23 protein-coding genes are annotated in these 21,184 nt (G+C 62.2%); 7 read left to right on the forward strand and 16 right to left on the reverse strand.

Going from position 1 to position 21,184, the window contains the following annotated elements:
* Positions 1-8 precede the first annotated feature (8 nt).
* From BMX85_RS05390 to BMX85_RS05420, 7 genes are all read right to left on the reverse strand, one after another.
* Positions 9-728: a hypothetical protein gene (locus BMX85_RS05390; protein WP_090314604.1), complete on the reverse strand. Its 720-nt coding sequence runs from the start codon at positions 726-728 to the stop codon at positions 9-11.
* 16 nt (positions 729-744) lie between these two features.
* Positions 745-1,842: a cell division protein ZapE gene (gene zapE / locus BMX85_RS05395; protein WP_090314605.1), complete on the reverse strand. Its 1,098-nt coding sequence runs from the start codon at positions 1,840-1,842 to the stop codon at positions 745-747.
* Positions 1,843-2,020: 178 nt separating this feature from the next.
* Positions 2,021-3,451, reverse strand: coding sequence for a dihydrolipoyl dehydrogenase (gene lpdA, locus BMX85_RS05400; protein ID WP_090314606.1), 1,431 nt, complete (start codon positions 3,449-3,451; stop codon positions 2,021-2,023).
* Positions 3,452-3,454: 3 nt separating this feature from the next.
* Positions 3,455-3,787 (reverse strand): PspC domain-containing protein, encoded by a 333-nt coding sequence (locus tag BMX85_RS05405; protein WP_090314607.1) that lies wholly within the window; start codon positions 3,785-3,787, stop codon positions 3,455-3,457.
* A gap of 68 nt (positions 3,788-3,855) precedes the next feature.
* A complete protein-coding gene (gene odhB / locus BMX85_RS05410) occupies positions 3,856-5,106 on the reverse strand; it encodes a 2-oxoglutarate dehydrogenase complex dihydrolipoyllysine-residue succinyltransferase (RefSeq protein WP_090314608.1) in 1,251 nt (416 codons plus the stop codon).
* A gap of 124 nt (positions 5,107-5,230) precedes the next feature.
* Entirely contained in the window at positions 5,231-8,083 is a 2,853-nt protein-coding gene (locus BMX85_RS05415) for a 2-oxoglutarate dehydrogenase E1 component (protein ID WP_090314609.1), read from the reverse strand.
* Positions 8,084-8,327: 244 nt separating this feature from the next.
* On the reverse strand, positions 8,328-9,245 hold the full coding sequence (locus BMX85_RS05420; protein ID WP_090314610.1) for a LysR family transcriptional regulator: 918 nt from the start codon (positions 9,243-9,245) through the stop codon (positions 8,328-8,330).
* Positions 9,246-9,347: 102 nt separating this feature from the next.
* On the opposite strand from BMX85_RS05420, the gene BMX85_RS05425 reads away from it, so the two are divergent.
* The 3 genes from BMX85_RS05425 to BMX85_RS05435 all read left to right on the forward strand — a co-directional run bounded on the left by BMX85_RS05425 (position 9,348) and on the right by BMX85_RS05435 (position 12,020).
* Complete coding sequence (locus tag BMX85_RS05425; protein ID WP_090315251.1) at positions 9,348-10,211, forward strand: MBL fold metallo-hydrolase; 864 nt, start codon at positions 9,348-9,350, stop codon at positions 10,209-10,211.
* A 73-nt stretch (positions 10,212-10,284) separates the two neighbouring features.
* Entirely contained in the window at positions 10,285-11,607 is a 1,323-nt protein-coding gene (locus tag BMX85_RS05430) for a leucine-rich repeat-containing protein kinase family protein (RefSeq protein ID WP_090314611.1), read from the forward strand.
* Positions 11,608-11,639: 32 nt separating this feature from the next.
* Positions 11,640-12,020 carry a BlaI/MecI/CopY family transcriptional regulator gene (locus BMX85_RS05435; RefSeq protein WP_090314612.1) on the forward strand — a complete coding sequence of 127 codons (381 nt, stop codon included), beginning with the start codon at positions 11,640-11,642 and terminating at the stop codon, positions 12,018-12,020.
* 38 nt (positions 12,021-12,058) lie between these two features.
* On the opposite strand, the gene BMX85_RS05440 is transcribed toward BMX85_RS05435, so the two are convergent.
* Positions 12,059-12,517 (reverse strand): hypothetical protein, encoded by a 459-nt coding sequence (locus BMX85_RS05440; protein WP_143067900.1) that lies wholly within the window; start codon positions 12,515-12,517, stop codon positions 12,059-12,061.
* Positions 12,518-12,525: 8 nt separating this feature from the next.
* A complete protein-coding gene (locus tag BMX85_RS05445) occupies positions 12,526-12,921 on the reverse strand; it encodes a hypothetical protein (protein WP_090314614.1) in 396 nt (131 codons plus the stop codon).
* A 184-nt stretch (positions 12,922-13,105) separates the two neighbouring features.
* On the opposite strand from BMX85_RS05445, the gene BMX85_RS05450 reads away from it, so the two are divergent.
* From BMX85_RS05450 to BMX85_RS05465, 4 genes are all read left to right on the forward strand, one after another.
* Entirely contained in the window at positions 13,106-13,513 is a 408-nt protein-coding gene (locus BMX85_RS05450) for a hypothetical protein (protein WP_090314615.1), read from the forward strand.
* Between the two features lie 122 nt (positions 13,514-13,635).
* Positions 13,636-13,968 carry a PilZ domain-containing protein gene (locus BMX85_RS05455; protein WP_090314616.1) on the forward strand — a complete coding sequence of 111 codons (333 nt, stop codon included), beginning with the start codon at positions 13,636-13,638 and terminating at the stop codon, positions 13,966-13,968.
* An 88-nt stretch (positions 13,969-14,056) separates the two neighbouring features.
* The gene (locus tag BMX85_RS05460; protein ID WP_229210285.1) at positions 14,057-14,479 is read left to right on the forward strand and encodes a hypothetical protein; all 423 of its coding nucleotides are present in this window, start codon (positions 14,057-14,059) and stop codon (positions 14,477-14,479) included.
* Complete coding sequence (locus BMX85_RS05465) at positions 14,476-14,664, forward strand: helix-turn-helix transcriptional regulator (RefSeq protein ID WP_090314617.1); 189 nt, start codon at positions 14,476-14,478, stop codon at positions 14,662-14,664. The genes BMX85_RS05460 and BMX85_RS05465 overlap by 4 nt, the downstream gene beginning before the upstream one ends.
* Positions 14,665-14,721: 57 nt before the next feature.
* Here the strand turns inward: BMX85_RS05465 and gltA are convergent, their stop codons facing one another.
* From gltA to BMX85_RS05500, 7 genes are all read right to left on the reverse strand, one after another.
* Complete coding sequence (gltA, locus tag BMX85_RS05470) at positions 14,722-16,023, reverse strand: citrate synthase (RefSeq protein WP_090314618.1); 1,302 nt, start codon at positions 16,021-16,023, stop codon at positions 14,722-14,724.
* A gap of 66 nt (positions 16,024-16,089) precedes the next feature.
* On the reverse strand, positions 16,090-16,371 hold the full coding sequence (locus BMX85_RS05475; RefSeq protein ID WP_090314619.1) for an FAD assembly factor SdhE: 282 nt from the start codon (positions 16,369-16,371) through the stop codon (positions 16,090-16,092).
* 103 nt (positions 16,372-16,474) lie between these two features.
* Positions 16,475-17,185 carry a succinate dehydrogenase iron-sulfur subunit gene (locus tag BMX85_RS05480; protein ID WP_090314620.1) on the reverse strand — a complete coding sequence of 237 codons (711 nt, stop codon included), beginning with the start codon at positions 17,183-17,185 and terminating at the stop codon, positions 16,475-16,477.
* Positions 17,186-17,194: 9 nt separating this feature from the next.
* Entirely contained in the window at positions 17,195-18,973 is a 1,779-nt protein-coding gene (gene sdhA / locus BMX85_RS05485) for a succinate dehydrogenase flavoprotein subunit (RefSeq protein ID WP_090314621.1), read from the reverse strand.
* A 2-nt stretch (positions 18,974-18,975) separates the two neighbouring features.
* A complete protein-coding gene (sdhD, locus tag BMX85_RS05490; RefSeq protein WP_090314622.1) occupies positions 18,976-19,341 on the reverse strand; it encodes a succinate dehydrogenase, hydrophobic membrane anchor protein in 366 nt (121 codons plus the stop codon).
* A 1-nt stretch (position 19,342) separates the two neighbouring features.
* The gene (gene sdhC / locus BMX85_RS05495; protein WP_090314623.1) at positions 19,343-19,765 is read right to left on the reverse strand and encodes a succinate dehydrogenase, cytochrome b556 subunit; all 423 of its coding nucleotides are present in this window, start codon (positions 19,763-19,765) and stop codon (positions 19,343-19,345) included.
* A 331-nt stretch (positions 19,766-20,096) separates the two neighbouring features.
* Complete coding sequence (locus tag BMX85_RS05500; protein ID WP_090314624.1) at positions 20,097-20,960, reverse strand: GntR family transcriptional regulator; 864 nt, start codon at positions 20,958-20,960, stop codon at positions 20,097-20,099.
* Positions 20,961-21,184 lie beyond the last annotated feature (224 nt).

Genomic DNA, 21,184 nt, shown 5'->3' on the forward strand with positions numbered 1-21,184 from the left:
GCGCCGGCTTACTGCTGTTTTTTCGCGGCGGCCGCTGCCGCCGCCGCCGCCGCAGCCGCCTTCTTCTTCTCGGCCGCGACCTTGGCCGACACCTTGCGTTCGGTCTCCGCCACCCGCTTGGCGACTTCGGCCTGACGACGCTCGGCGTCGATTTTCTTTTGCTCGAAGCGGGCCACGTTGGCGGCGCGCTTGTCGGCGGCCGCCGCCGTCGCGGCCGCCTCGCGTTTCATTTTGGCGGCATGGTCGGCTTCGCGCTCGGCCACGCGACGGCCTTTCGGCGGCGCCGGTTCCGGCTTGCTGTCGACATCCCTGACCGGCTTGGGCGGCAACGCTTCGCGCCGGGCCAGCTCCTCCTGGTCCTTGCGCACGCGCTCGGCCAGCTCGGCATCGCGGCGCGCCACCGAATCGGCGCGCTTGAAATGCTCGGCTTCCACTTCCAGCACGCGCAGGTTGGCCAACGCGGCGCGGCGCTGCTCCTTGGCCTGGTCGAGACAATTGTTGACGAAGAATTTGTCGTTGCACACCGCCTCGCGGGATGCGTACTCGGCGTTGACGGCGGCACGCTCCGTGGCCACCTTGGCCAAGGTGGCGTCGGCCTCCTCGACCGAATGCGACGGCGGCGCCACCGACGTCGCCTCCTGCGCGACGGCCGGCGCCGCCACGGCGGCCACTGCGGCCAGCACGGCGACGGCGATCATGTCGCCCAACGGTTTCAAACTTGCTCTCATATTCTTTCCTGTGCCATCAGGCCAGCGAACCGGCCGCTGCCCGCTGTTCCTTATCCATGTATTCGCGCGACTGCATCTCGACAATGCGCGACACCGTGCGGTGAAATTCGTTGGCCAAGGTGCCGGTGGTGTACAACTCCTCCGGCTCGACCTCGGCCGACATCAACAACTTTACGCCCTGGTCGTAAAACACATCGATCAGCCACGTGAAGCGGCGCGCCTCCGACGACATCGACGCCGACATCATCGGAATCCCGGACAATATCACGGTATGGAAGCGGCTGGCGATTTCCAGATAGTCGTTCTGCGAGCGCGGCCCGCCGCACAGGGTGTGGAAGTCGAACCAGATGATGGAACCGGCGCGGCGCAACGCGCGGATCTCGCGCGCCTCGATGCGCACCACCGGGTCCTCGTCGGCCGTCTCGGCGATGCTGGTGTAGGCGTCGCGCAACTTCTGGTCGGTCTCGGCGTTGATCGGCGTGTAGTAGGAATCGACCTGCTCGAGCGCGCGGCCGCGATAGTCGATGCCGGCGTCGATGTTCATCACGTCGAGCTTCTCGTACAGCAGCTCGATGGTCGGCAGGATGCGGTCGCGGTGCAGCCCGTCCGGGTACAGCAGCTTCGGATCGTAGTTCGACGTCATGATGAAGGACACGCCGTTGTCGAACAGCGCCTTCAGCAGGTTGTACATGATCATGGCGTCGGCCACGTCGGAGATGTGGAATTCGTCGAAGCAGATCAAACGGTATTTCTTGGCGATGCGCTTGGCCACCTCGTCGAGCGGATTGGCGACGCCGGTCAGCTCGTCGAGCTGGCGGTGCACGCCGCGCATGAACTCGTGGAAGTGCAGGCGCGTCTTGCGCACCAGCGGCACCACCGAATAGAAGCTGTCCATCAGGAACGACTTGCCGCGCCCCACCCCGCCCCACATGTAGACGCCCTTGGGCACGTCGGGACGGTTGATCAGGCGCTTGAACGTGCTCGAGCGCTGGCCCTTGTACGCGACCCATTCGTCGTAGCATAGCTGCAGACGGTCGACGGCGCGGCGCTGTGCCGCGTCGGCCTTGAAATTGCGCTGTTCCAGCGCTTGCTGATAAAACTCTTCGACGTTCATGTGTTCGATTCTATGTGGGCGGCGCAAACAAAAACGGGCGGACCGCAGTCCGCCCGCAGTCCGCCTGTTGGACTCGAAGGTTGCTTCAAACCGTGTGCGGCGAGGCGCGGCGACGAAGGCAGTACGCCTGTACGGCGAGGAGCCGCAACGAAGCCGCGCGCGGTTTGATGCGACCGTCTTAGAAGTTCAGCGTGCGCTTGTCGATAGCCAGCGCTGCCTCTTTGGTCGCTTCCGACAACGACGGGTGGGCGTGGCAGATGCGCGCGATGTCTTCGGCCGAAGCCTTGAACTCCATCGCCACGACCGCTTCCGAGATCAGCTCGGAGGCCATCGGTCCGATGATGTGAACGCCGAGGATTTCGTCGGTGGTCGCATCGGCCAGGAACTTGACCATGCCCGAGGTGTCGCCCAGCGCGCGCGCGCGGCCATTGGCCAGGAACGGGAAGGTGCCGGCCTTGTAAGCGACGCCCGACGCCTTCAGTTGCTGCTCGGTCTGGCCGACCCACGCGATTTCCGGCGAGGTGTAGATAACCCAAGGAATGGTGTTGAAGTTGGTGTGGCCATGCTGGCCGGCCATGCGCTCGGCAACGGCAACGCCCTCTTCTTCCGCCTTGTGCGCCAGCATCGGGCCGCGCACCACGTCGCCGATCGCCCACACGCCCGGCAGATTGGTTTTGCAATCGCCATCGACCGCCACGAAGCCGCGCTCGTCCAGCGACAGGCCGACCTTGTCGGCGGCCAGGCCGTCGGTATTCGGGGTGCGGCCGATCGACACGATCAGCTTGTCGAACACGGACGTGATCGACTCGCCCTTGGCGTTCTCGTACACCACGGTGACATTGTTGTCGCCCTTGGTGATCGCGCCGATCTTGCAACCGAGGTTGATCGACAGGCCTTGCTTGGCGAACAGCTTGCCGGCTTCCTTGGCGATCTGCTCGTCGACCGCGCCGAGGAACACTGGCAGGCCTTCGAGCACGGTCACTTCCGCACCCAGGCGGCGCCATACGGAGCCCATTTCCAGGCCGATGACGCCGGCGCCGATGACGCCCAGCTTGGCGGGTACGCCCTGGATCGCCAGCGCGCCGGTGTTCGACAGGATCAGTTGCTCGTCGAACGGTGCGCCCGGCAGTTCACGCGCGTTGGAACCGGTGGCGATGATGACTTGCTTGGCGTTGATGGTCTCGTTGGCGGGCGCCGAGATCGTCAGCGGGTAGCCTTCGGCGCTGGCGGCACCGGCGAACGAGGCGCGGCCGTGGAAGAAGGTGACCTTGTTTTTCTTGAACAGGAACAGGATGCCGTCGTTGTTCTGCTTGACGACCTGGTCTTTGCGCTTGAGCATTTGCGGCAGGTTCAGCGACAGGCCGGCGACATCGATGCCGTGGTCCTTGAACGCGTGGCCGGCGTGCTCGAAGTGCTCGGACGATTGCAGCAGCGCTTTCGACGGGATGCAACCGACGTTGGTGCAGGTGCCGCCCGGCGCCGGGCCGCCTTTTTCATTTTCCCATGCGTCGACGCAAGCAACGGAGAAACCCAGTTGTGCGGCGCGGATGGCGGCGATATAACCGCCGGGACCGGCGCCGATGACTACTACGTCAAATTGTTTACTCATTTTTTATTTTCCAATCAGTTCTTCGTCTGGAACGAAAATCCATAACAGAATGTAGATCGCCAGGCCGAAACCAAAGGTCAGCACGAACATCACGAACAACAGGCGCCAGATCCACGGCTCGATGCCGGAGACGCGGCCGAGGCCGCCACAGACGCCGCCCAGCCAGCGGTCGCTGCGCGAGCGGCGCAGGCGGGTGATGTCCGCGCCGATGTTGTCGCCCGGCCGGTAAGGCTCGGCATCGAGCAGGCGCGCCTTGGCGGCCGCGAATTCCGCGTCCGACAGGGCGCCGGCTTGATGCAGTTCGTGCAAACGCTTGATTTCTTCAGCAACGCTCATTGCGTGTCCTCTGGGTTCCCCGGAACCGAACGGCTCCGGGGTACGGCCGGCGTATCGAAGGCGGTCGCTTACAGGTCCAGCAGCAGGCGTGCAGGATCTTCCAGCGCTTCTTTCATGGCGACCAGGCCCAGCACGGCTTCGCGGCCGTCGATGATGCGGTGGTCGTAGGACATCGCCAGGTAGTTCATCGGACGGATCACGATCTGGCCGTTTTCGACCACGGCGCGGTCCTTGGTCGCGTGCACGCCCAGGATGGCCGATTGTGGCGGGTTGATGATCGGGGTCGACAGCATCGAGCCGAAGGTGCCGCCGTTCGAGATCGAGAACGTGCCGCCGGTCAGGTCGTCCAGGGTCAGCTTGCCTTCCTTGGCCTTGGCGCCGAATTCACCGATTTTCTTTTCGATTTCGGCGATCGACATCTGGTCGGCATTGCGCAGGATAGGCACCACCAGGCCGCGTGGCGAACCGACGGCGATACCGATGTCGAAGTAGCCGTGGTAGATGATGTCGTTGCCGTCAACCGAAGCGTTGATGATCGGGTACTTTTTCAGGGCTGCGACGGCGGCCTTGACGAAGAACGACATGAAGCCCAGCTTGACGCCGTGCTCTTTCTCGAACTTGTCTTTGTACTTGTTGCGCAGCTCCATCACTGGCGCCATGTTCACTTCGTTGAACGTGGTCAGGATGGCGTTGGTCGATTGCGACTGCAGCAGGCGCTCGGCGATACGGGCGCGCAGACGGCTCATCGGCACGCGCTCTTCCGGACGCTCGCCCAGGCTGGCGACGCTCGGCGAAGCGATCTGTTGCAGCGCTGGCTTCGGAACGGCGGCGGCCAGCGGCGCGACGGCCGGGGTGGCTGGAGCCGAAGCGCCCAGGGCGTCGCCCTTGGTCACGCGGCCGTCTTTGCCCGAACCGGCGACATCGCCGGCGCTCAGGCCTTTTTCGGACAGGATCTTGGCGGCTGCAGGCATGGCGACATCGCCCTTGCTGCCACCGGTCGCGGCTGCTGGCGCGGCGGCCGGCGCTGGCGCGGCGGCTGGAGCTGCGGCGGCGACAGGAGCGGCGGCGGCTGCGGCGGCGTCGGTGTCGATCACGGCGATCAGTTCGTCGGCGACAACGGTGCTACCGTCGCCCTTGATAATCTTGACCAGCACGCCGGCCGCGGGCGCGGGCAGTTCCAAAACGACCTTGTCGGTTTCGATATCGATCAGGTTTTCATCGCGCGCGACGGCGTCGCCGACTTTTTTATGCCACGTCAGCATGGTTGCTTCAGCGACCGATTCCGACAATTGAGGAACTTTGACTTCGATTTGTGCCATTGTAAAACTCCGTATATTTGTTATTACGGCGCCATCCCAGGGTTGTTTTCACAACGCGCAAGGCGGCGCTCCGTTAGTTATGTGAGGTAAGAGAGGCCGCACCCAGCGCGCGGCCCCTTAACGCTTATTTCGTCAGGATGAAACCTTTGAGCTTCGAGAACGCCGTTTCCAGCAGGTCTTTTTGCTGGGCATAGTGCTTGTCGTAGTAACCGACGGCCGGCGATGCCGACGCTGGGCGACCGGCGTAGGCCAGGCGCTGACCGGCGTCCATGCTCTCGAAGATGTTGTGCTGAATCTGGAACCATGGGCCCTGATTCTGCGGCTCGTCCTGCGCCCACACCACTTCGGTCAGGTTCGGGAACTTTTTCAGTTCGGCGGCGAACGACTTGTGCGGGAACGGATACAGCTGTTCGACACGGATGATGGCGGTATCGGTCTGGCCGCGGGTTTTGCGTGCGTTGACCAGGTCGTAGTAGACCTTGCCCGAGCAGGCGACCACGCGCTTGACCTTCTTGGCGTCGATTTTCTCGTCGACTTCGCCGATGACGGTCTGGAAGGCGCCCTTGGCCAGTTCGTTCAGCGACGAGCCCGCTTCCTTGTTGCGCAGCAGCGATTTCGGGGTCAGGATGACCAGCGGCTTGCGGAACTGGCGCACCATCTGGCGACGCAGCACGTGGAAGATCTGCGCGGCGGTGGTCGGCTGCACGACTTGCATGTTGTTGTCTGCGCACAGCTGCAGGAAACGCTCGGGACGCGCCGACGAGTGCTCGGGACCCTGGCCTTCGTAACCGTGCGGCAGCATCATGACCAGGCCGGAAGCGCGGCCCCACTTCACTTCGCCGGAGCTGATGAACTGGTCGATGACCACTTGCGCGCCGTTGACGAAGTCGCCGAACTGGGCTTCCCAGATCGTCAGCGTGTTCGGCTCGGCGGTCGAGTAACCGTATTCGAAGCCCAGCACCGCTTCTTCCGACAGCACGGAGTCGATGACGGTGAATGGCGCCTGGCCCTCGGCGATGTTTTGCAGCGGCACGTAGGTGCCGGCGTCCCAACGCTCGCGGTTCTGGTCGTGCAGCACGGCGTGGCGGTGCACGAAGGTGCCGCGGCCGGCATCCTGGCCGGTCAGGCGCACTGCGTAGCCCGAAGCGACCAGCGACGCGTAGGCCAGGTGTTCGCCCATGCCCCAGTCCAGGTTCAGTTCGCCGCGACCCATGGTGGCGCGATCGCCCAGTACTTTCTCGACCAGCGAGTGCACTTTGAAGCCGTCCGGCACCGTGGTGATGCGGGTGGCCAGGCGTTTCAGTTCGGTCATCGGCACGGCGGTGTCGGCCGAGTCGGTCCACTTGCGGTTCAGGAACGGCAGCCAATCGACGGCGTACTTGTTCTTGAAGTTCGAGATGACCGGATCGACGGTGTGCTTGCCGGCGTCCATCGCGTCGCGGTAGGCGGCTTGCATCTGTTCGCCGCCGTCGGCCGCGATCACGGTCTGGGCAACCAGCTTGTCCGCGTACAGCTTGCGGGTGCCTGGGTGCTGGCCGATCTTCTTGTACATCAGCGGCTGGGTCAGCGCTGGCGTGTCTTGCTCGTTGTGGCCCAGTTTGCGGTAGCAAATGATGTCGACAACGATGTCCTTCTGGAACTCGAGACGGTAGTCCATCGCGATCTGCGAAGCCAGCACGACGGCTTCAGGATCGTCGGCGTTCACGTGCAGCACCGGCGCTTCGATCATCTTGACGACGTCCGAGCAGTAGATGGTCGAACGGGCATCGCGCGGGTCGGAGGTGGTGAAACCGATCTGGTTGTTGATGACGATGTGCACCGTGCCGCCCGTGCCGTAGCCGCGGGTCTGCGCCAGATTCAGCGTTTCCATGACAACGCCCTGGCCTGCGAAGGCGGCGTCGCCGTGCACCAGGATCGGCAGCACTTGCTTGCCCAGGTGGTCGCCGCGGCGATCCATGCGGGCTTTGACCGAACCTTCGACGACCGGGTTGACGATCTCCAGGTGCGACGGGTTGAACGCCAGCGACAGGTGGACCGGACCGCCCTGGGTCGAGATGTCGGACGAGAAACCTTGGTGGTATTTGACGTCGCCGGCCGGCAGGTCGTCGCCGTGCTTGCCTTCGAATTCTTCGAACAGCTCTTTAGGAGCCTTGCCCAGGGTGTTGACCAGCACGTTCAAACGGCCACGGTGGGCCATGCCGATGACGATCTCCTGCACGCCTTTTTCGCCGGCGCGCTGGATGATCTCATCGATCGACGCGATGAAGGTCTCGCCGCCTTCGAGCGAGAAGCGCTTCTGGCCGACGTACTTGGTGTGCAGGTAGCGTTCCAGGCCTTCGGCCGCGGTCAGACGCTCCAGGATGTGCTTTTTCTTTTCCGCCGTGAAATTCGGGGTCGAACGGATCGACTCCAGGCGCTCTTGCAGCCAGCGCTTTTCGGTCGGATCGGAGATGTACATGTACTCTGCGCCGATCGAACGGGTATAGGTGTCGCGCAGGTAGTTCAGCAGGTCGCGCAGGGTCGCGGTCTCTGGGCCGAAATAGGTGTTGCTGATGTTGAAGACGGTGTCCATGTCCGCATCGGTGAAGCCGTAGAAGCTAGGCTCCAGCTCGTTGATGGCCGGACGTTCCTGGCGTTGCAGCGGGTCCAGATTGGCCCAGCGCGAACCCAGGTAGCGGTAGGCGGCGATCAGTTGCGTAGCTGCAACACGCTTGCGGCCCATCTCGGCGTCGGCCGAGGCCACGACGGTGCGGATAGGACCGGATTTGGCGCGTTCCGCGAAGGAAGCGATGACGGAGGCGTGAGCGACGTCTGGCTTGTTGGTGCCATCGACGGCCGGCACGTGCTGCATGGCATCGAAGTACGAGCGCCAATTATCTGGCACGGAACCTGGGTTGTTGAGATACGCCTCGTACAGTTCTTCGACGTACGGAGCGTTCCCACCAAACAGGTAGGAGTTGGACGTGTATTGTTGCATTTGCTGCTCACCTTTCTTCGCGCTTCGCGAGGAATTAGCGGGTTAATCTAACCTTCCGCGACACGGCCTGACCGGTTAGCGGATTGCACATCAAGTTGTGGGGAAGGGCTAAAGTTCTTCAGTAGTACAAAAAACGGTCATTCAGGATAGCACCGGTATTGTATCGCAACAACCATTTATGTACCGAGACCGCCACTATTAATTTTCACCTAAGTCGCCGGGCAAGCCGCGTCGCGGGTAACATTTACATATTCCCAACACCATATTTACCGCTAAGGTTGCTGCCGCCGAACCAATTCACCAAGAAATCCAGCAGCGCCCGCAGCGCGGGCGACATATGCTGGCGCGACGTATAAATTCCATAGATCCCCATCTGCTGCGTTTTGTAGCCTGAAAGCAACGCGACCAGCTTGCCTTGCGCGATCAGCGGACCGGCGCTATACAACGGCTGCAGGGCGATGCCCGCCCCTTCCACCGCCGCTTTCAGCAGAATATGGTCATCGTTGGCCGACAAGTTGCCGCTAACCGGCACGGTGACCTCCTCCCCGTCCTGGCGCGTGAACTGCCATAGGCTCTGCCCAAAATATGTGTACGCAAGGCAGTTGTGGGACGCCAGATCCTCGACCCGCTGCGGCGCGCCGCGCTCGGCAAGATAGGACGGCGCTGCACACACCACCGAATCGCAATGCCCAAGTTGCCGGGCGATCAGGTTCGGCTCCAACGCATTGGTGATGCGCAACGCCAGATCGATGCGCTGCTCGACCAGATTCACCGCCCTGTTGCTGCCCTGTAAATCAACCGAGGTACGTGGGTAGCGCTTGAGGAAGGCGGTCACCGCACTGGCGAGCTGCGCATGCGCCAGGGACGGCGAGCAGGTGATGCGCAGCAGCCCTTTCGGCGTGTCGTCGTCCTCGGCCGCCACTTCCATTCCGCCAGCCACCTCCAGCAGCTTGCGGCAACGCGCCAGCGTGACATCGCCGGCATCGGTCAGGCTCAGCCGGCGCGTGCTCCGGTGCAGCAGGCGCGCGCCGGCCCACTCTTCCATCTCGGCCAAATAGCGCGTGACCATTGCCCGCGACATGTCGAGCGCGTCGGCGGCGGCGATCATGCTGCCCCGCTCGGTGATGGCGACAAATACCTTGGCGGCGGTGATGCGATCCATATTCGTTCGATCCATGCAATTAACAAGCGCAGATTATCCGGTTTTTCTGCCGGATAAAGAAATTTATGATGACTTCACTTCCAACCATGATGAAAGACGATGATGATCAAGCAAACCCTGATGTCCGCCGCCCTTGCCGCAACCGTTGGTGGCGCCGTCGCCGCGCCGCTGAGGCTCGACGTTTTCAATCCCGGTGAAGCCGCCATTTTCCCGGTCGCCTCGGTACTGGTGACCGGTGCCAAGGACGCGGTGCTGATCGACGCCCAGTTCTCGCGCGGGGAAGCGGTCAAGCTGGTGGAAAAAATCCGTGCCAGCGGCAAACGCCTGACGACTGTTTATGTCAGCCATAGCGATCCGGATTTCTACTTCGGTCTGGACGTGATCCACGCCGCCTTCCCAGAAGCGAAGATCGTCGCCACGCCGCAAACCATCGCCGGCATCGAAAAGAAAAAGGATGCCAAGGTCGCCTACTGGTCGCCGATCTTGAAAGACAACGCACCCAAGAGCATCATCGTGCCGCAGGCTTTGCAGGGCGACACCATCAAGCTCGAAGGCGAAACGCTGAAGATCGAAGGCCTGAACGGCGCGACGCCGGACCGCAGCTATGTCTGGATTCCATCGATCAAAGCGATCGCCGGCGGGGTGGTGGTTTTCAGCGGCCTGCACGTGTGGACCGCCGACACGCAGAGCGCCGAGTCGCGCAGGAACTGGCTGGCCACGCTCGACCATATCGCCTCGCTGAAGCCTACGACCGTCGTGCCGGGCCACTTCAAGGTCGGCGCCCCGCTGACGCCCGACAGCGTCGCGTTTACCCGCGACTACCTGGTCCACTTCGAAGCCGAGACCGCCAAGGCCGCCAACTCCGCCGCGCTGATCGCCCGCATGAAGGAGCTGTATCCGGACGCCGGCCTGAACGCTGCGCTTGAGACCGGCTCCAAGGTCGCCAAGGGCGAAATGAAGTGGTAAGCCGACGCTAAGCATCCTCGGCGAGCGGCGGTGAAGTGATAAACTTCAACATTGACCTTCACCGCCACCTGACATGCATACCCTAGAGCAGTTGCGCGCTGGCGCCCTGAGCGGCGTCCAGCGCCTGCAAATGCGCGGCGGTCTCACCGAATTCCCGCGCGAAATCTTCGATCTGGCCGACTCGCTGGAAATCCTCGACCTGTCCGGCAACGCGCTGTCGTCGCTGCCCGACGACCTGCCGCGCCTGCGCAAGCTGCGCATCATCTTCTGTTCCGACAATCAGTTCACCGAATTGCCGGCGGTGCTGGGCGCGTGCCCTGCTTTGACGATGGTCGGCTTCAAAGCCAACAAGATACGCACGGTCCCGCCCGCGTCGCTGCCGGCGCAATTGCGCTGGCTGGTGCTGACGGATAATCTGATCGAGGAACTGCCCGCCGAGCTCGGGGAACGTCCGGCGCTACAGAAGCTGATGCTGGCCGGGAACCGTCTGCGCGCCCTGCCCGCCGGCATGGCGCAACTGCACCGCCTCGAACTGCTGCGCATCGCCGCCAACCAGTTGACCGAATTTCCCGCATGGCTGCCCGCGCTTCCCCGGCTGACCTGGCTGGCGTACGCCGGCAATCCGTTCTGCGAACAGCGCGAAGTCGCGATGACCGGCACGCCGTCCGCCGCCATCGGCTGGGAACAACTGGAGCTAAAACAAAAATTGGGCGAAGGCGCATCGGGCGTGATCCACCGCGCGGATTACATGCACGACGGCGCGACGGAAGACGTCGCCGTCAAGCTGTTCAAAGGCGCGATGACCAGCGACGGCTCGCCGCTGTGCGAGATGGCCGCCTGCATCGGCGCCGGCGCGCATCCGAACCTGATCCCGGTGCTGGGCCACCTGGAGCGCCATCCGGATGGCGCGCATGGCCTCGTCATGTCGCTGATCGATCCCGACTTCATCAACCTGGCCGGGCCGCCCAGTCTGGAAAGCTGCACGCGTGACGTCTACGACGCGGGCAAGCGCTTCGACCTGGCCTCCACGCTGGAAATCGCCCATGGCATCGCCTCCGCCGCCGCCCGCCTGCACCAGCGCGGCATCATGCACGGCGACCTGTACGGACACAACATCATGCATTGCGGCCAAGGCCGAACGTTGCTGGGGGACTTCGGCGCCGCCTCGTTCTACGATCCCGCGTCGCCCGAAGCCCTGCCGCTGCAACGGCTCGAAGTGCGCGCCTTCGGCTTCCTGCTGGATGAGCTCGCCGAGCGCTGCGACGCCACGGCGGCGGCCGAGCCGGCGCTGGCGCGTCTTCGTCAACTTCGCGACGCCTGTCTGCATGCCAGCAGCGCGGCGCGCCCGCTATTCGACGACATCGAAACGCAGCTGCGCACGCTGAAACAGGACTAGACAAGACGTTCTAGATATTTTATTCTACATCCATGACCACCGTAGCCCCACCCAAACCGACCGCCTCCGAGCTGGAGATGTTGCGCCTGCTGTTCGCGCTCGGCCCGGCCACCGCCAAGCAGGTGCACGCCGCCGCGCTCGAAACGCGGCCGGACATGAACTACGCCACCGTGCTGCGCCTGCTGCAAGTGATGCACACCAAGGGCCTGCTGACGCGCGACGAAGGCCAGCGCGCCCACGTCTACGCGCCCGCACAAGAACAGGATTCGATTCAGACCAACCTGCTGAAAGACTTGATACAGAAGGCTTTCTCCGGCTCCGGCAAGGCGCTGGTGCTGGCCGCCCTGCGCGGCGGCCATGTCAGCAAGAAGGAGCGAGCGGAAATCCAGGCGTTGCTGGATCAGGAAAAGTAGAGATACGCCCACTACGCCGTCACACTTGCCTCTCTTCATTACACGACACCATCCTCGTCCCGACCTGTTCGCTGAGCGCGGCGCTCAGCATTTCGCCTTTCTATCAACGCCGGCGGGACCCCAAGTTCGGCCCTGTGCCCATCAGCGGGAATGACCGTTGTTGATCTGCGCCTTTTTACCGTGCGCGGCATTCTGAGCGCCACGATCCCGCGTGCGCGCATATAACTTCGCAATCTCGCCAACAATAGGGCAGCTACCAATGCGTCGACCTCCACATTGTTACCGCCGGAGGTTTTCATCTGTCGCGCGTACTCCGCTACAACCTTGCCATAGACATGCATGTTCCGTAGCTCATCAGCTTCGTGACCGAGCCGCTCTCCTTCCCGCCAAACATCGATGTTGAAAAGACGAGCCAACAGCGCGCACGCGCGCTTCGCGAACGGCTGCAGCGCACCCACGACTGTGAGTGCTTTACGCACCGCAATCAGCCAATTCAAGTCCATGTTCAAACATGTTCACGGTTTGTTGCAGACTCATCGGCGGATGCGTCTTTCTGCGCGGGCTTGACCGGACCAAGCCGGAAACCCTGACGCCGCTGGCGCGCAGCTTCTTTACGCTGATCAGCGGTTCGCATCAACTCCTGCATAGTTGGCAAGCCCAACTCATCGAACAGATAGGGGTCCTCAACCGGCACGCCGAGCAACGGCGCAATCGCATCAAGCATACGGGCCATCAACAACTCGGATTCGGAAGCACTTAGTCCAGGCATTTTAGGCATCGGCATACGCGTCCCATCAACAAAATCTGCCGGCAGTTTTGCTGCCAGGGCTTTCAACTCGCTGATCTGCCGCGGCGTGATGCCGTACTTCAGCATCAATGGTTCTGCAGTGACGAAGTCCATGGTTGCACCTACTTGTGTGTGATCAAAATAGTTAGACCTGAGCTCAACTATTAAAGTTCATCCAATCGACCTCTGTTTGTCTGACGTCATACCCATGTATTCAGCGCGGGGACACATGGCGGCTGCCGCGCCACCCGCTCTATTTCCCCTACAATGGAGTCCTTTTCTTCCCACGTCCGTCACAATGATCAGCCGCTTCAACTCCTGGCCCGAATACCCACACCCCGTCATCGCCGTCATGCTCGCCGTGGCGATCTGCGCCGTCCCGGTCGTGCTGCCGCACGCCAACCTGGCCAACCTGATGCCCAATCTGTTCGCGTATGTGTTCGCCTGCGTGCTGGCCTACCCTGTCGCGGCCGTGCTGCGCCATCGCGTCACCAGTCTGCCGGTGCTGTGGGGCGTCGCGGCGCTGATCCTGCTGGGACTGTGTCTGTATCACACCAATATCATCGTCGAGACCGCCGACGCGGCCTGGCCGCAGCGGCGCGACGCCACGTTTGGCAAGTTCCTGTTCAACCTGCCGCAACTGACGTTGGGCGTGTTGTGCTGGTGGCTGTTGGTGATCCGGCCCGACCGGCGTCAGCTGAAATAAGAACCACTCCGGGAAATTCCGCGCAGAAATGGCATTGACACGCACAGTTGCCGATAAGAACTTGCTGTCCAGGACGCAATTCTGATAGTCTTGTTCACATTACACTATTCGAGGTCCGCGCCATGAGTCAGAAAGCACGAGGCACGCGCCGCCACCCGGTCCGTCATGCGGCAACGTTGACGATGACCGACGAAACCACCCTTCCAGCCCACACGCTGGACCTGTCGCAAGGCGGCGTCAGCCTGCAAACGGCGAGCCAGATCCGGCTTGCGCAATACTGCGCGGTGTCGTTCCAAGTGCAATTGAAGGACGGCGCCCACAAAGTGCTGGCGATGGGCCAGGTCGTCTACAGCGACCCGGACGCCGAGTTGGGCTACAAGACCGGCGTCCAGTTCCTGCGCCTCGACCACGGCAGCGTCGACGTCATCCGCCAACTGCTGCAAGAACCCGCCTAAGCGCCCGCGCCAACCGCCATGTAAAGTTTGCTTGACATCGGATTTTTGCCGTCCTATGATGTAAAGCATACTTTACACATGGAGGTACATGATGCACACCCGGACCGAACCCAGGTTTTCCGCAGCAGAACGCAAGGCCGGGGCGGCCTATCTGCGCGAGCTATTCGGCAGTATCGCCGTCTACATCGCACTGCTGGTCCCCTCGATCATGTATGGCCCGGCGATGGACGCCGGCCCGCTGAAGACCGCCGCGCTGATGTGCCCGATGACCGGTTTTGTGCTGATGATCTGGGCGATCGCGCGCCATATCGGCCGGATGGACGAATACCAGCGCATCGTCATGCTCGAGACGTTCGCGCTGGCGGCAGCGTTGACGGCCGCCGTCACCTTCACCTACGGCTTCATGGAGAACGCCGGCTACCCGCGCCTGAGCATGTTCTACGTCTGGGGCGTGATGGGCTTTTCCTGGCTGGCCATCGGGCTGCTGCGCTGCTGGAAGACCTGCCGATGAACAACACGATCCGCGAACTGCGCGCCGAGCGCGGCTGGAGCCAGGCCTACCTGGCCGACCAGTTGGCCGTCTCGCGCCAAACCGTCAACGCCATCGAAACGGGCCGCTACGATCCCAGCCTGCCGCTGGCGTTCGCGATCGCAAAACTGTTCGATACCAAGATCGAAACCATCTTCACTCCCTGATACGGGCAAAAAAAAACGGGCCGAAGCCCGTTTTTTTGTTCGCTGCGAAGGCGAAGATTAACGCTGATCCAGCGGCTTGACGTCGCGGGTGGTCGAACCGACGAACAGCTGGCGTGGACGGCCGATTTTCTGTTCCGGATCGGCGATCATTTCGTTCCACTGGGCGATCCAGCCGATGGTGCGGGCCATGGCGAAGATACCGGTGAACAGCGACACAGGGATGCCCAGCGCCGATTGCACGATGCCCGAGTAGAAGTCGACGTTCGGGTACAGCTTGCGCGAGACGAAGTATTCGTCGCTCAGCGCGATCTTTTCCAGTTCCATCGCCAGCTTGAACAGCGGGTCGTCCTGCAGGCCCAGCTCTTCCAGCACTTCGTAGCAGGTCTCGCGCATCAGCTTGGCGCGCGGGTCGAAGTTCTTGTACACGCGGTGACCGAAGCCCATCAGCTTGACGCCGGAGTTCTTGTCTTTGACTTGCGCGATGAACTCGGGGATCTTGTCGACGGTGCCGATTTCCTTGAGCATGGTCAGCGCGGCTTCGTTGGCGCCGCCGTGGGCAGGGCCCCACAGGCAGGCGATACCGGCGGCGATACAGGCGAACGGGTTGGCGCCCGACGAACCGGCCAGACGGACGGTCGAGGTCGATGCGTTCTGCTCGTGGTCCGCGTGCAGGATCAGGATACGGTCGAGGGCGCGCACCAGCACGTCGTTGACTTTGTATTCTTCGCACGGATTGCCGAACATCATGCGCATGAAGTTGGCGCTGTACGACAGATCGTTGCGCGGATACATGAACGGCTGGCCCATCGAGTACTTGTACGCCATCGCGACCAGGGTCGGCATTTTGGCGATCAGGCGGATGGCCGAGATTTCACGCTGCTTGGCGTCGTTGATGTCGAGCGAGTCGTGGTAGAACGACGCCAGCGCGCCGACGGTGCCGACCAGTACCGACATCGGGTGCGCGTCGCGGCGGAAGCCGCGGAAGAAGAATTGCATCTGCTCGTGCACCATGGTGTGCTTGGTGACCGTCTCGACGAACTCGTCCTTCTGCACGCTGTTCGGCAGTTCGCCGTTCAGCAGCAGGTAGCAAGATTCCATGAAGTCGGCGTTCACGGCCAGCTGTTCGATCGGGTAGCCGCGGTACAGCAGCTCGCCCTTGTCGCCGTCGATGTAGGTGATCGTCGAGTTGCACGCGGCGGTCGACATGAAGCCCGGATCGTAGGTGAACTTGCCGGTGCCGGCGTACAGCTTGCGAATGTCGATCACGTCGGGACCGACGGTACCTTTGTAGATCGGGAATTCCACCGCGGGGCTGCCATCGGAGAACGACAGGGTGGCTTTGTTGTCAGAAATATTCATGGACTCTTCCTTTTTTAGGGAGATGAAGGTAAATAAAACGCGAAAATTCTGGTTGCCTTCGTAGTCTCAGGCCAGTCTTAGTCGTTGCAGCAATGCATGCACGTGCGGCAGGTCGACCTCGCCTTCCGGCTCTTTACGGGCCAGTACCAGATCCATCAGGGCATTGTCCGACAAATCGAGGAGCCGCGTGAACGCGTCCACTTCTTCGTCGGTCAATTCGGTTTCATGCGCATCGAGAAAACGGGTGAGGATGATGTCGTTTTCCAGCAGACCCCGGCGTGAGCGCCAGCGCAGGCGCGCTCTGTTGGCTGGGTCCGACTGATGCGCAGATTGGTTCGGTTCAGTCATGGGTCACTACTTTACACTGCGCGCGCCAATCGTGCTGGAGCGCTACTACTAAACAGGAACGGACACGTGAAACGGGCGGCGCTCAGGCCGCCCGCAATGGCGCTTAGATCGCCCGGCGTACCATCAACTCTTTGATCTTGCCGATCGCCTTGTTCGGGTTCAAACCCTTAGGGCAAACATCGACGCAGTTCATGATCGAGTGGCAGCGGAACAGGCGGTACGGGTCTTCCAGGTTGTCCAGGCGCGCGCCGGTCGCTTCGTCGCGCGAGTCGGCGATGAAGCGGTAGGCTTGCAGCAGGCCGGCCGGGCCGACGAACTTGTCCGGATTCCACCAGAACGACGGGCACGACGTCGAGCAGCACGCGCACAGGATGCACTCGTACAGGCCGTCGAGCTCTTCGCGCTCGGTCGGCGACTGCAGGCGTTCCTTTTCGGGACGGATCGAGTCGTTGATCAGGTACGGCTTGATCGAATCGTACTGCTTGAAGAACTGGGTCATGTCGACGATCAGGTCGCGGATCACCGGCAGGCCCGGCAGCGGACGCAGCACGATAGGCTCGGTCAGCTCGTTCAGGTTGGTGGTGCAGGCCAGGCCGTTCTTGCCGTTGATGTTCATCGCGTCCGAACCGCACACGCCTTCGCGGCACGAGCGGCGCAGGGCCAGCGAATCGTCGACGTCGGACTTGATGCGCTGCAGCGCGTCGAGCAGCATCTTGTCGGTGTCTTTCAGCTCGACCGTCACGTCCTGCATGTACGGCTTGGCGTCCTGGTCCGGATCGTAACGGTAAATTTTCAGTTTGAGAGTGCGTGCCATGGTCTAGCCTTAGAAAGTACGTGGTTTCGGTTTGAAGGTATCAACCGTCAATGGCTTGGTCACGACCGCCTTGTAATCCAGGCGGTTGCCTTCCGAGTACCACAGGGTGTGCTTCATCCAGTTGTCGTCGTCGCGCTGCGGGAAATCGTTGTGGGCGTGGGCGCCGCGCGATTCCTTGCGGGCCACGGCCGACGTGATGGTCGCCTTGGCCGTTTCGATCAGGTTGTCCAGTTCCAGCGCTTCGACGCGCGCGGTGTTGAACACCTTCGATTTGTCCTTGAACGAGACGTGCTTGCGGCGCTCGTCGAGCACCATGATTTCCTTGGCGCCCTGGGTCATCATCTCTTCGGTGCGGAACACGCCGCAGTACTTCTGCATCGTGGCGCGGATGTCGTTGGCGACGTTCTGCACGCGCTCCGAACCGGTCGACGTTTCCAGCTTGTTCAGGCGGTCCATCGCGTAGTCGGAGGCGTCCTTCGGCAGCGGCTTGTTTTCCTTCTGCTTCAGGTTCGACGCGACCACGTGGTTGCCGGCCGCGCGGCCGAACACCACCAGGTCGAGCAGCGAGTTGGTGCCCAGGCGGTTGGCGCCGTGCACCGACACGCAGGCGCATTCGCCGATCGCGTACAGGCCGTTGACGATCTTCTGCGTGCCGTCGCCGTTGGGCGTGACGACCTGGCCGTGGATGTTGGTTGGAATACCGCCCATCTGGTAGTGGATGGTCGGCACGACGGGAATCGGTTCCTTGGTGGCGTCGACGTTGGCGAACTTGTGGCCGATTTCCAGGATCGACGGCAGGCGCTTGGCGATGGTCTCGGCGCCGATGTGGCGCAGGTCCAGCATGACGTGGTCCTTGTTCGGACCGCAGCCGCGGCCTTCCTTGATCTCCTGGTCCATCGAGCGCGAGACGAAGTCGCGCGGCGCCAGATCCTTCAGCGTCGGAGCATAACGCTCCATGAAGCGTTCGCCTTCGGAGTTGATCAGGATACCGCCCTCGCCGCGCACGCCCTCGGTGATGAGGACACCGGCGCCGGCCACGCCGGTCGGGTGGAACTGCCAGAACTCCATGTCCTGCAGCGGCAGGCCGGCGCGCGCGGCCATGCCCATGCCGTCGCCGGTGTTGATGAACGCGTTCGTGGAGGCTGCGAAGATGCGGCCGGCACCGCCGGTGGCGAAGATGGTGGTCTTCGCTTCCAGGATCATCGTTTCGCCGGTTTCCATTTCCAGGGCCACCACGCCGACGACGTCGCCTTCGGCGTCACGGATGATGTCGAGCGCCATCCATTCGACGAAGAAGTGGGTGCGGGCGCGGACGTTGCGCTGGTACAGGGTGTGCAGCAGCGCGTGGCCGGTGCGGTCGGCCGCGGCGCAGGCGCGCTGCACGGCTTTCTCGCCGAAGTTGGCGGTGTGGCCGCCGAACGGACGCTGGTAGATGGTGCCGTCGGGATTGCGGTCGAACGGCATGCCGAAGTGTTCCAGCTCGTAGACGACCTTCGGTGCTTCGCGGCACATGAATTCGATCGCGTCCTGGTCGCCCAGGTAGTCGCCGCCCTTGACGGTGTCGAACATGTGCCAGAACCAGTTGTCCTCGGCCATGTTGCCCAGCGAGGCGCCGATGCCGCCCTGCGCCGCGACGGTGTGCGAGCGGGTCGGGAAGACTTTCGACAGCACGGCGACGTTCAGGCCGGCTTCGGCCAGTTGCAGCGATGCGCGCATGCCGGAGCCGCCGGCGCCGACGATTACCGCGTCAAAGCGGCGGGTTGGAATTCCAGTTTTAATAGCTGCCACGATTACACACTCCAGAGTATCTGTACCGACCATACGGCACAAGCGATCAACCACAGCATGGTGGCGATTTGCAGGGTCAGGCGAAGGCCGACGGGTTTGACGTAGTCCATCCAGATGTCGCGCATGCCGACCCAGGCGTGATAGAACAGGCCCAGCAGCGTCACGGCGGAAATCAATTTGAACCATTGCTGGGCGAACAGCGCGGCCCAGCCCTCATAGGTGAAGTTCTGGCCGGTCAGGAAGGCGATCAGCAGGATGGCGGTGTAGAGCACCATGACGACGGCGGTCACGCGCTGCGCCAGCCAGTCTTTCATGCCGTAGTGCGCGCCGACGACCATGCGCTTCGGTCCGATGTTATTGTTAGCCATTTCAGAACACTCCAAACAGTTTCAGGGCGACCAGCGCGGTCAGGACCAGGCTGATGACCAGCACGGCGGCCGACGAATTGCGCGCCGAATCCTTGTCCAGGCCGATGTGGGTGTCCATCACCAGGTGGCGTACGCCAGCGCAGAAGTGGTGGAAGTAGCCCCAGCACAGCGCCAGGATGATCAGCTTGACCAGCGGATAGGTGATGAAGCCTTGATAGTGCGCGAAGGAGATCTCGGAACGCAGGCTCTCTTGCAACAAATACAGCGTGAATGGCAGCAAAAGACACATCAGCGCGCCGCTGATGCGGTGCAGGATGGAGACGATGGCGGCCAGGGGCTGGCGATAGTTGAGCAATTCTGTAACATGGATATTACGGAATTCCCGCCGTTCTTTTTTAGGGACTTCCCTTACGGCTTCTGACATAACAAGACCTCCTCAGGCTTAAACAAAAATTGGTTAGACCGCGATTTTCGCCGATTTCCGCGCCGATAACCAATATCTATTGTTACATATAACTAAAATAGTGTTTCGCAACACTGTCCGGCGGCCGCTTTCCGCAGCTCAACGTATTATCAGCGCAACAATGCTACCGTGGTGTGACGCACGGGCCGTTGTACGCTACCTGACGCGCTATTCCGCGCGCCAGGGTCTCCTGCTCCCCCCGATGGGTTCAATTCGGCTCACTCAGTTGCGTTCACTGAGTTGCGTTCACTCAGTTGCGTTCACTCAGTCGCGCTCACTCAGTTCAGTTCACTTAGTTCAGCTCATTGTGATAATGGTGGCGCTCGGTCAAATACTGGCCCCGGCGCAACTCCACCGGCTTGTCGCCATACGTGAACGACACCCGCTCCGACGCCAGCAGCGGCGTGCCCTGGGCGATGTGCAGCAGCGCGGCCGCGCCGGCGTCGGCGCACACGGCGCGGATCTTCTCGGTGGCGCGGATCATGCGGGTGCCGAATTCGGACTCGAACAGCCCGTACATCGGGCCCTTGTATTCGACCAGCCGCTCGGCGGTCAAGCCCTTGAACGTGACGCCGGGCAGCCACATCTCCTCGACGATGGTGGGCACGCTGTCGAACGACTGCACGCGCTTGATGAAGATGACGGCGTCGCCGGACTTCAGGTCGAGCAGGCGCGCCACGTCGGCGGGCGCGCGCATGCGCTTGACCTCGATGAACTTACTTTCAGGATAGTGCGGTACGCCCTCGTCGGGCAGCAGCTTGAGGAAGCGGAAATGGGCGCGCGCCTCGTGGTGGGTGGCGACGAAAGTGCCCTTGCCCTGCTTGCGCATGACCAGGTTCTCGGCGGCCAGCTCGTCGATCGCCTTGCGCACGGTGCCCTGGCTGACCTTGAAGCGGTTGGCCAGCTCGACCTCGCTGGGGATCAACTCGCCCGGCTTCCACTCCCCCGATTGCAGGCTTTGAGTTATCAGCGCCTTGATTTGCTGGTAAAGTGGGGAGAATGTCGGCGAACTGCCGGCCGGCAGGCCCGGCGCACCCGCCGCCCCCGTCGTGGCAGCGGCCGGCGATGTTGTCGCCGACCCCGCCGACGCTCCTGCCGCGCCACCGGCGCTTGAGGCTGGGCTGCTGCTGTTCGGATTGGGCGGGGCGGGATTCATAGACCGAGATTTCACCACAAACGACCGCTTCCGTCCAGCAAAACCGGCAACAACTTATCTGTCTTATATAAGACATAAGATATGATTGACAGAAGCTGGTTACGCGCCTACACTCCGCAGCCATGCGCTTATATGCTGTGGATTTGCAGTATCATTATGGATTAGGTTTTCCCGGGCCGGCACGGGCCGGATTTAAGAACGCGGTCTAGAACACTTTCATTCCC

Origin of the sequence: Duganella sp. CF517 (genome assembly GCF_900110275.1) — a bacterium.
Lineage (GTDB): Bacteria > Pseudomonadota > Gammaproteobacteria > Burkholderiales > Burkholderiaceae_D > Rugamonas.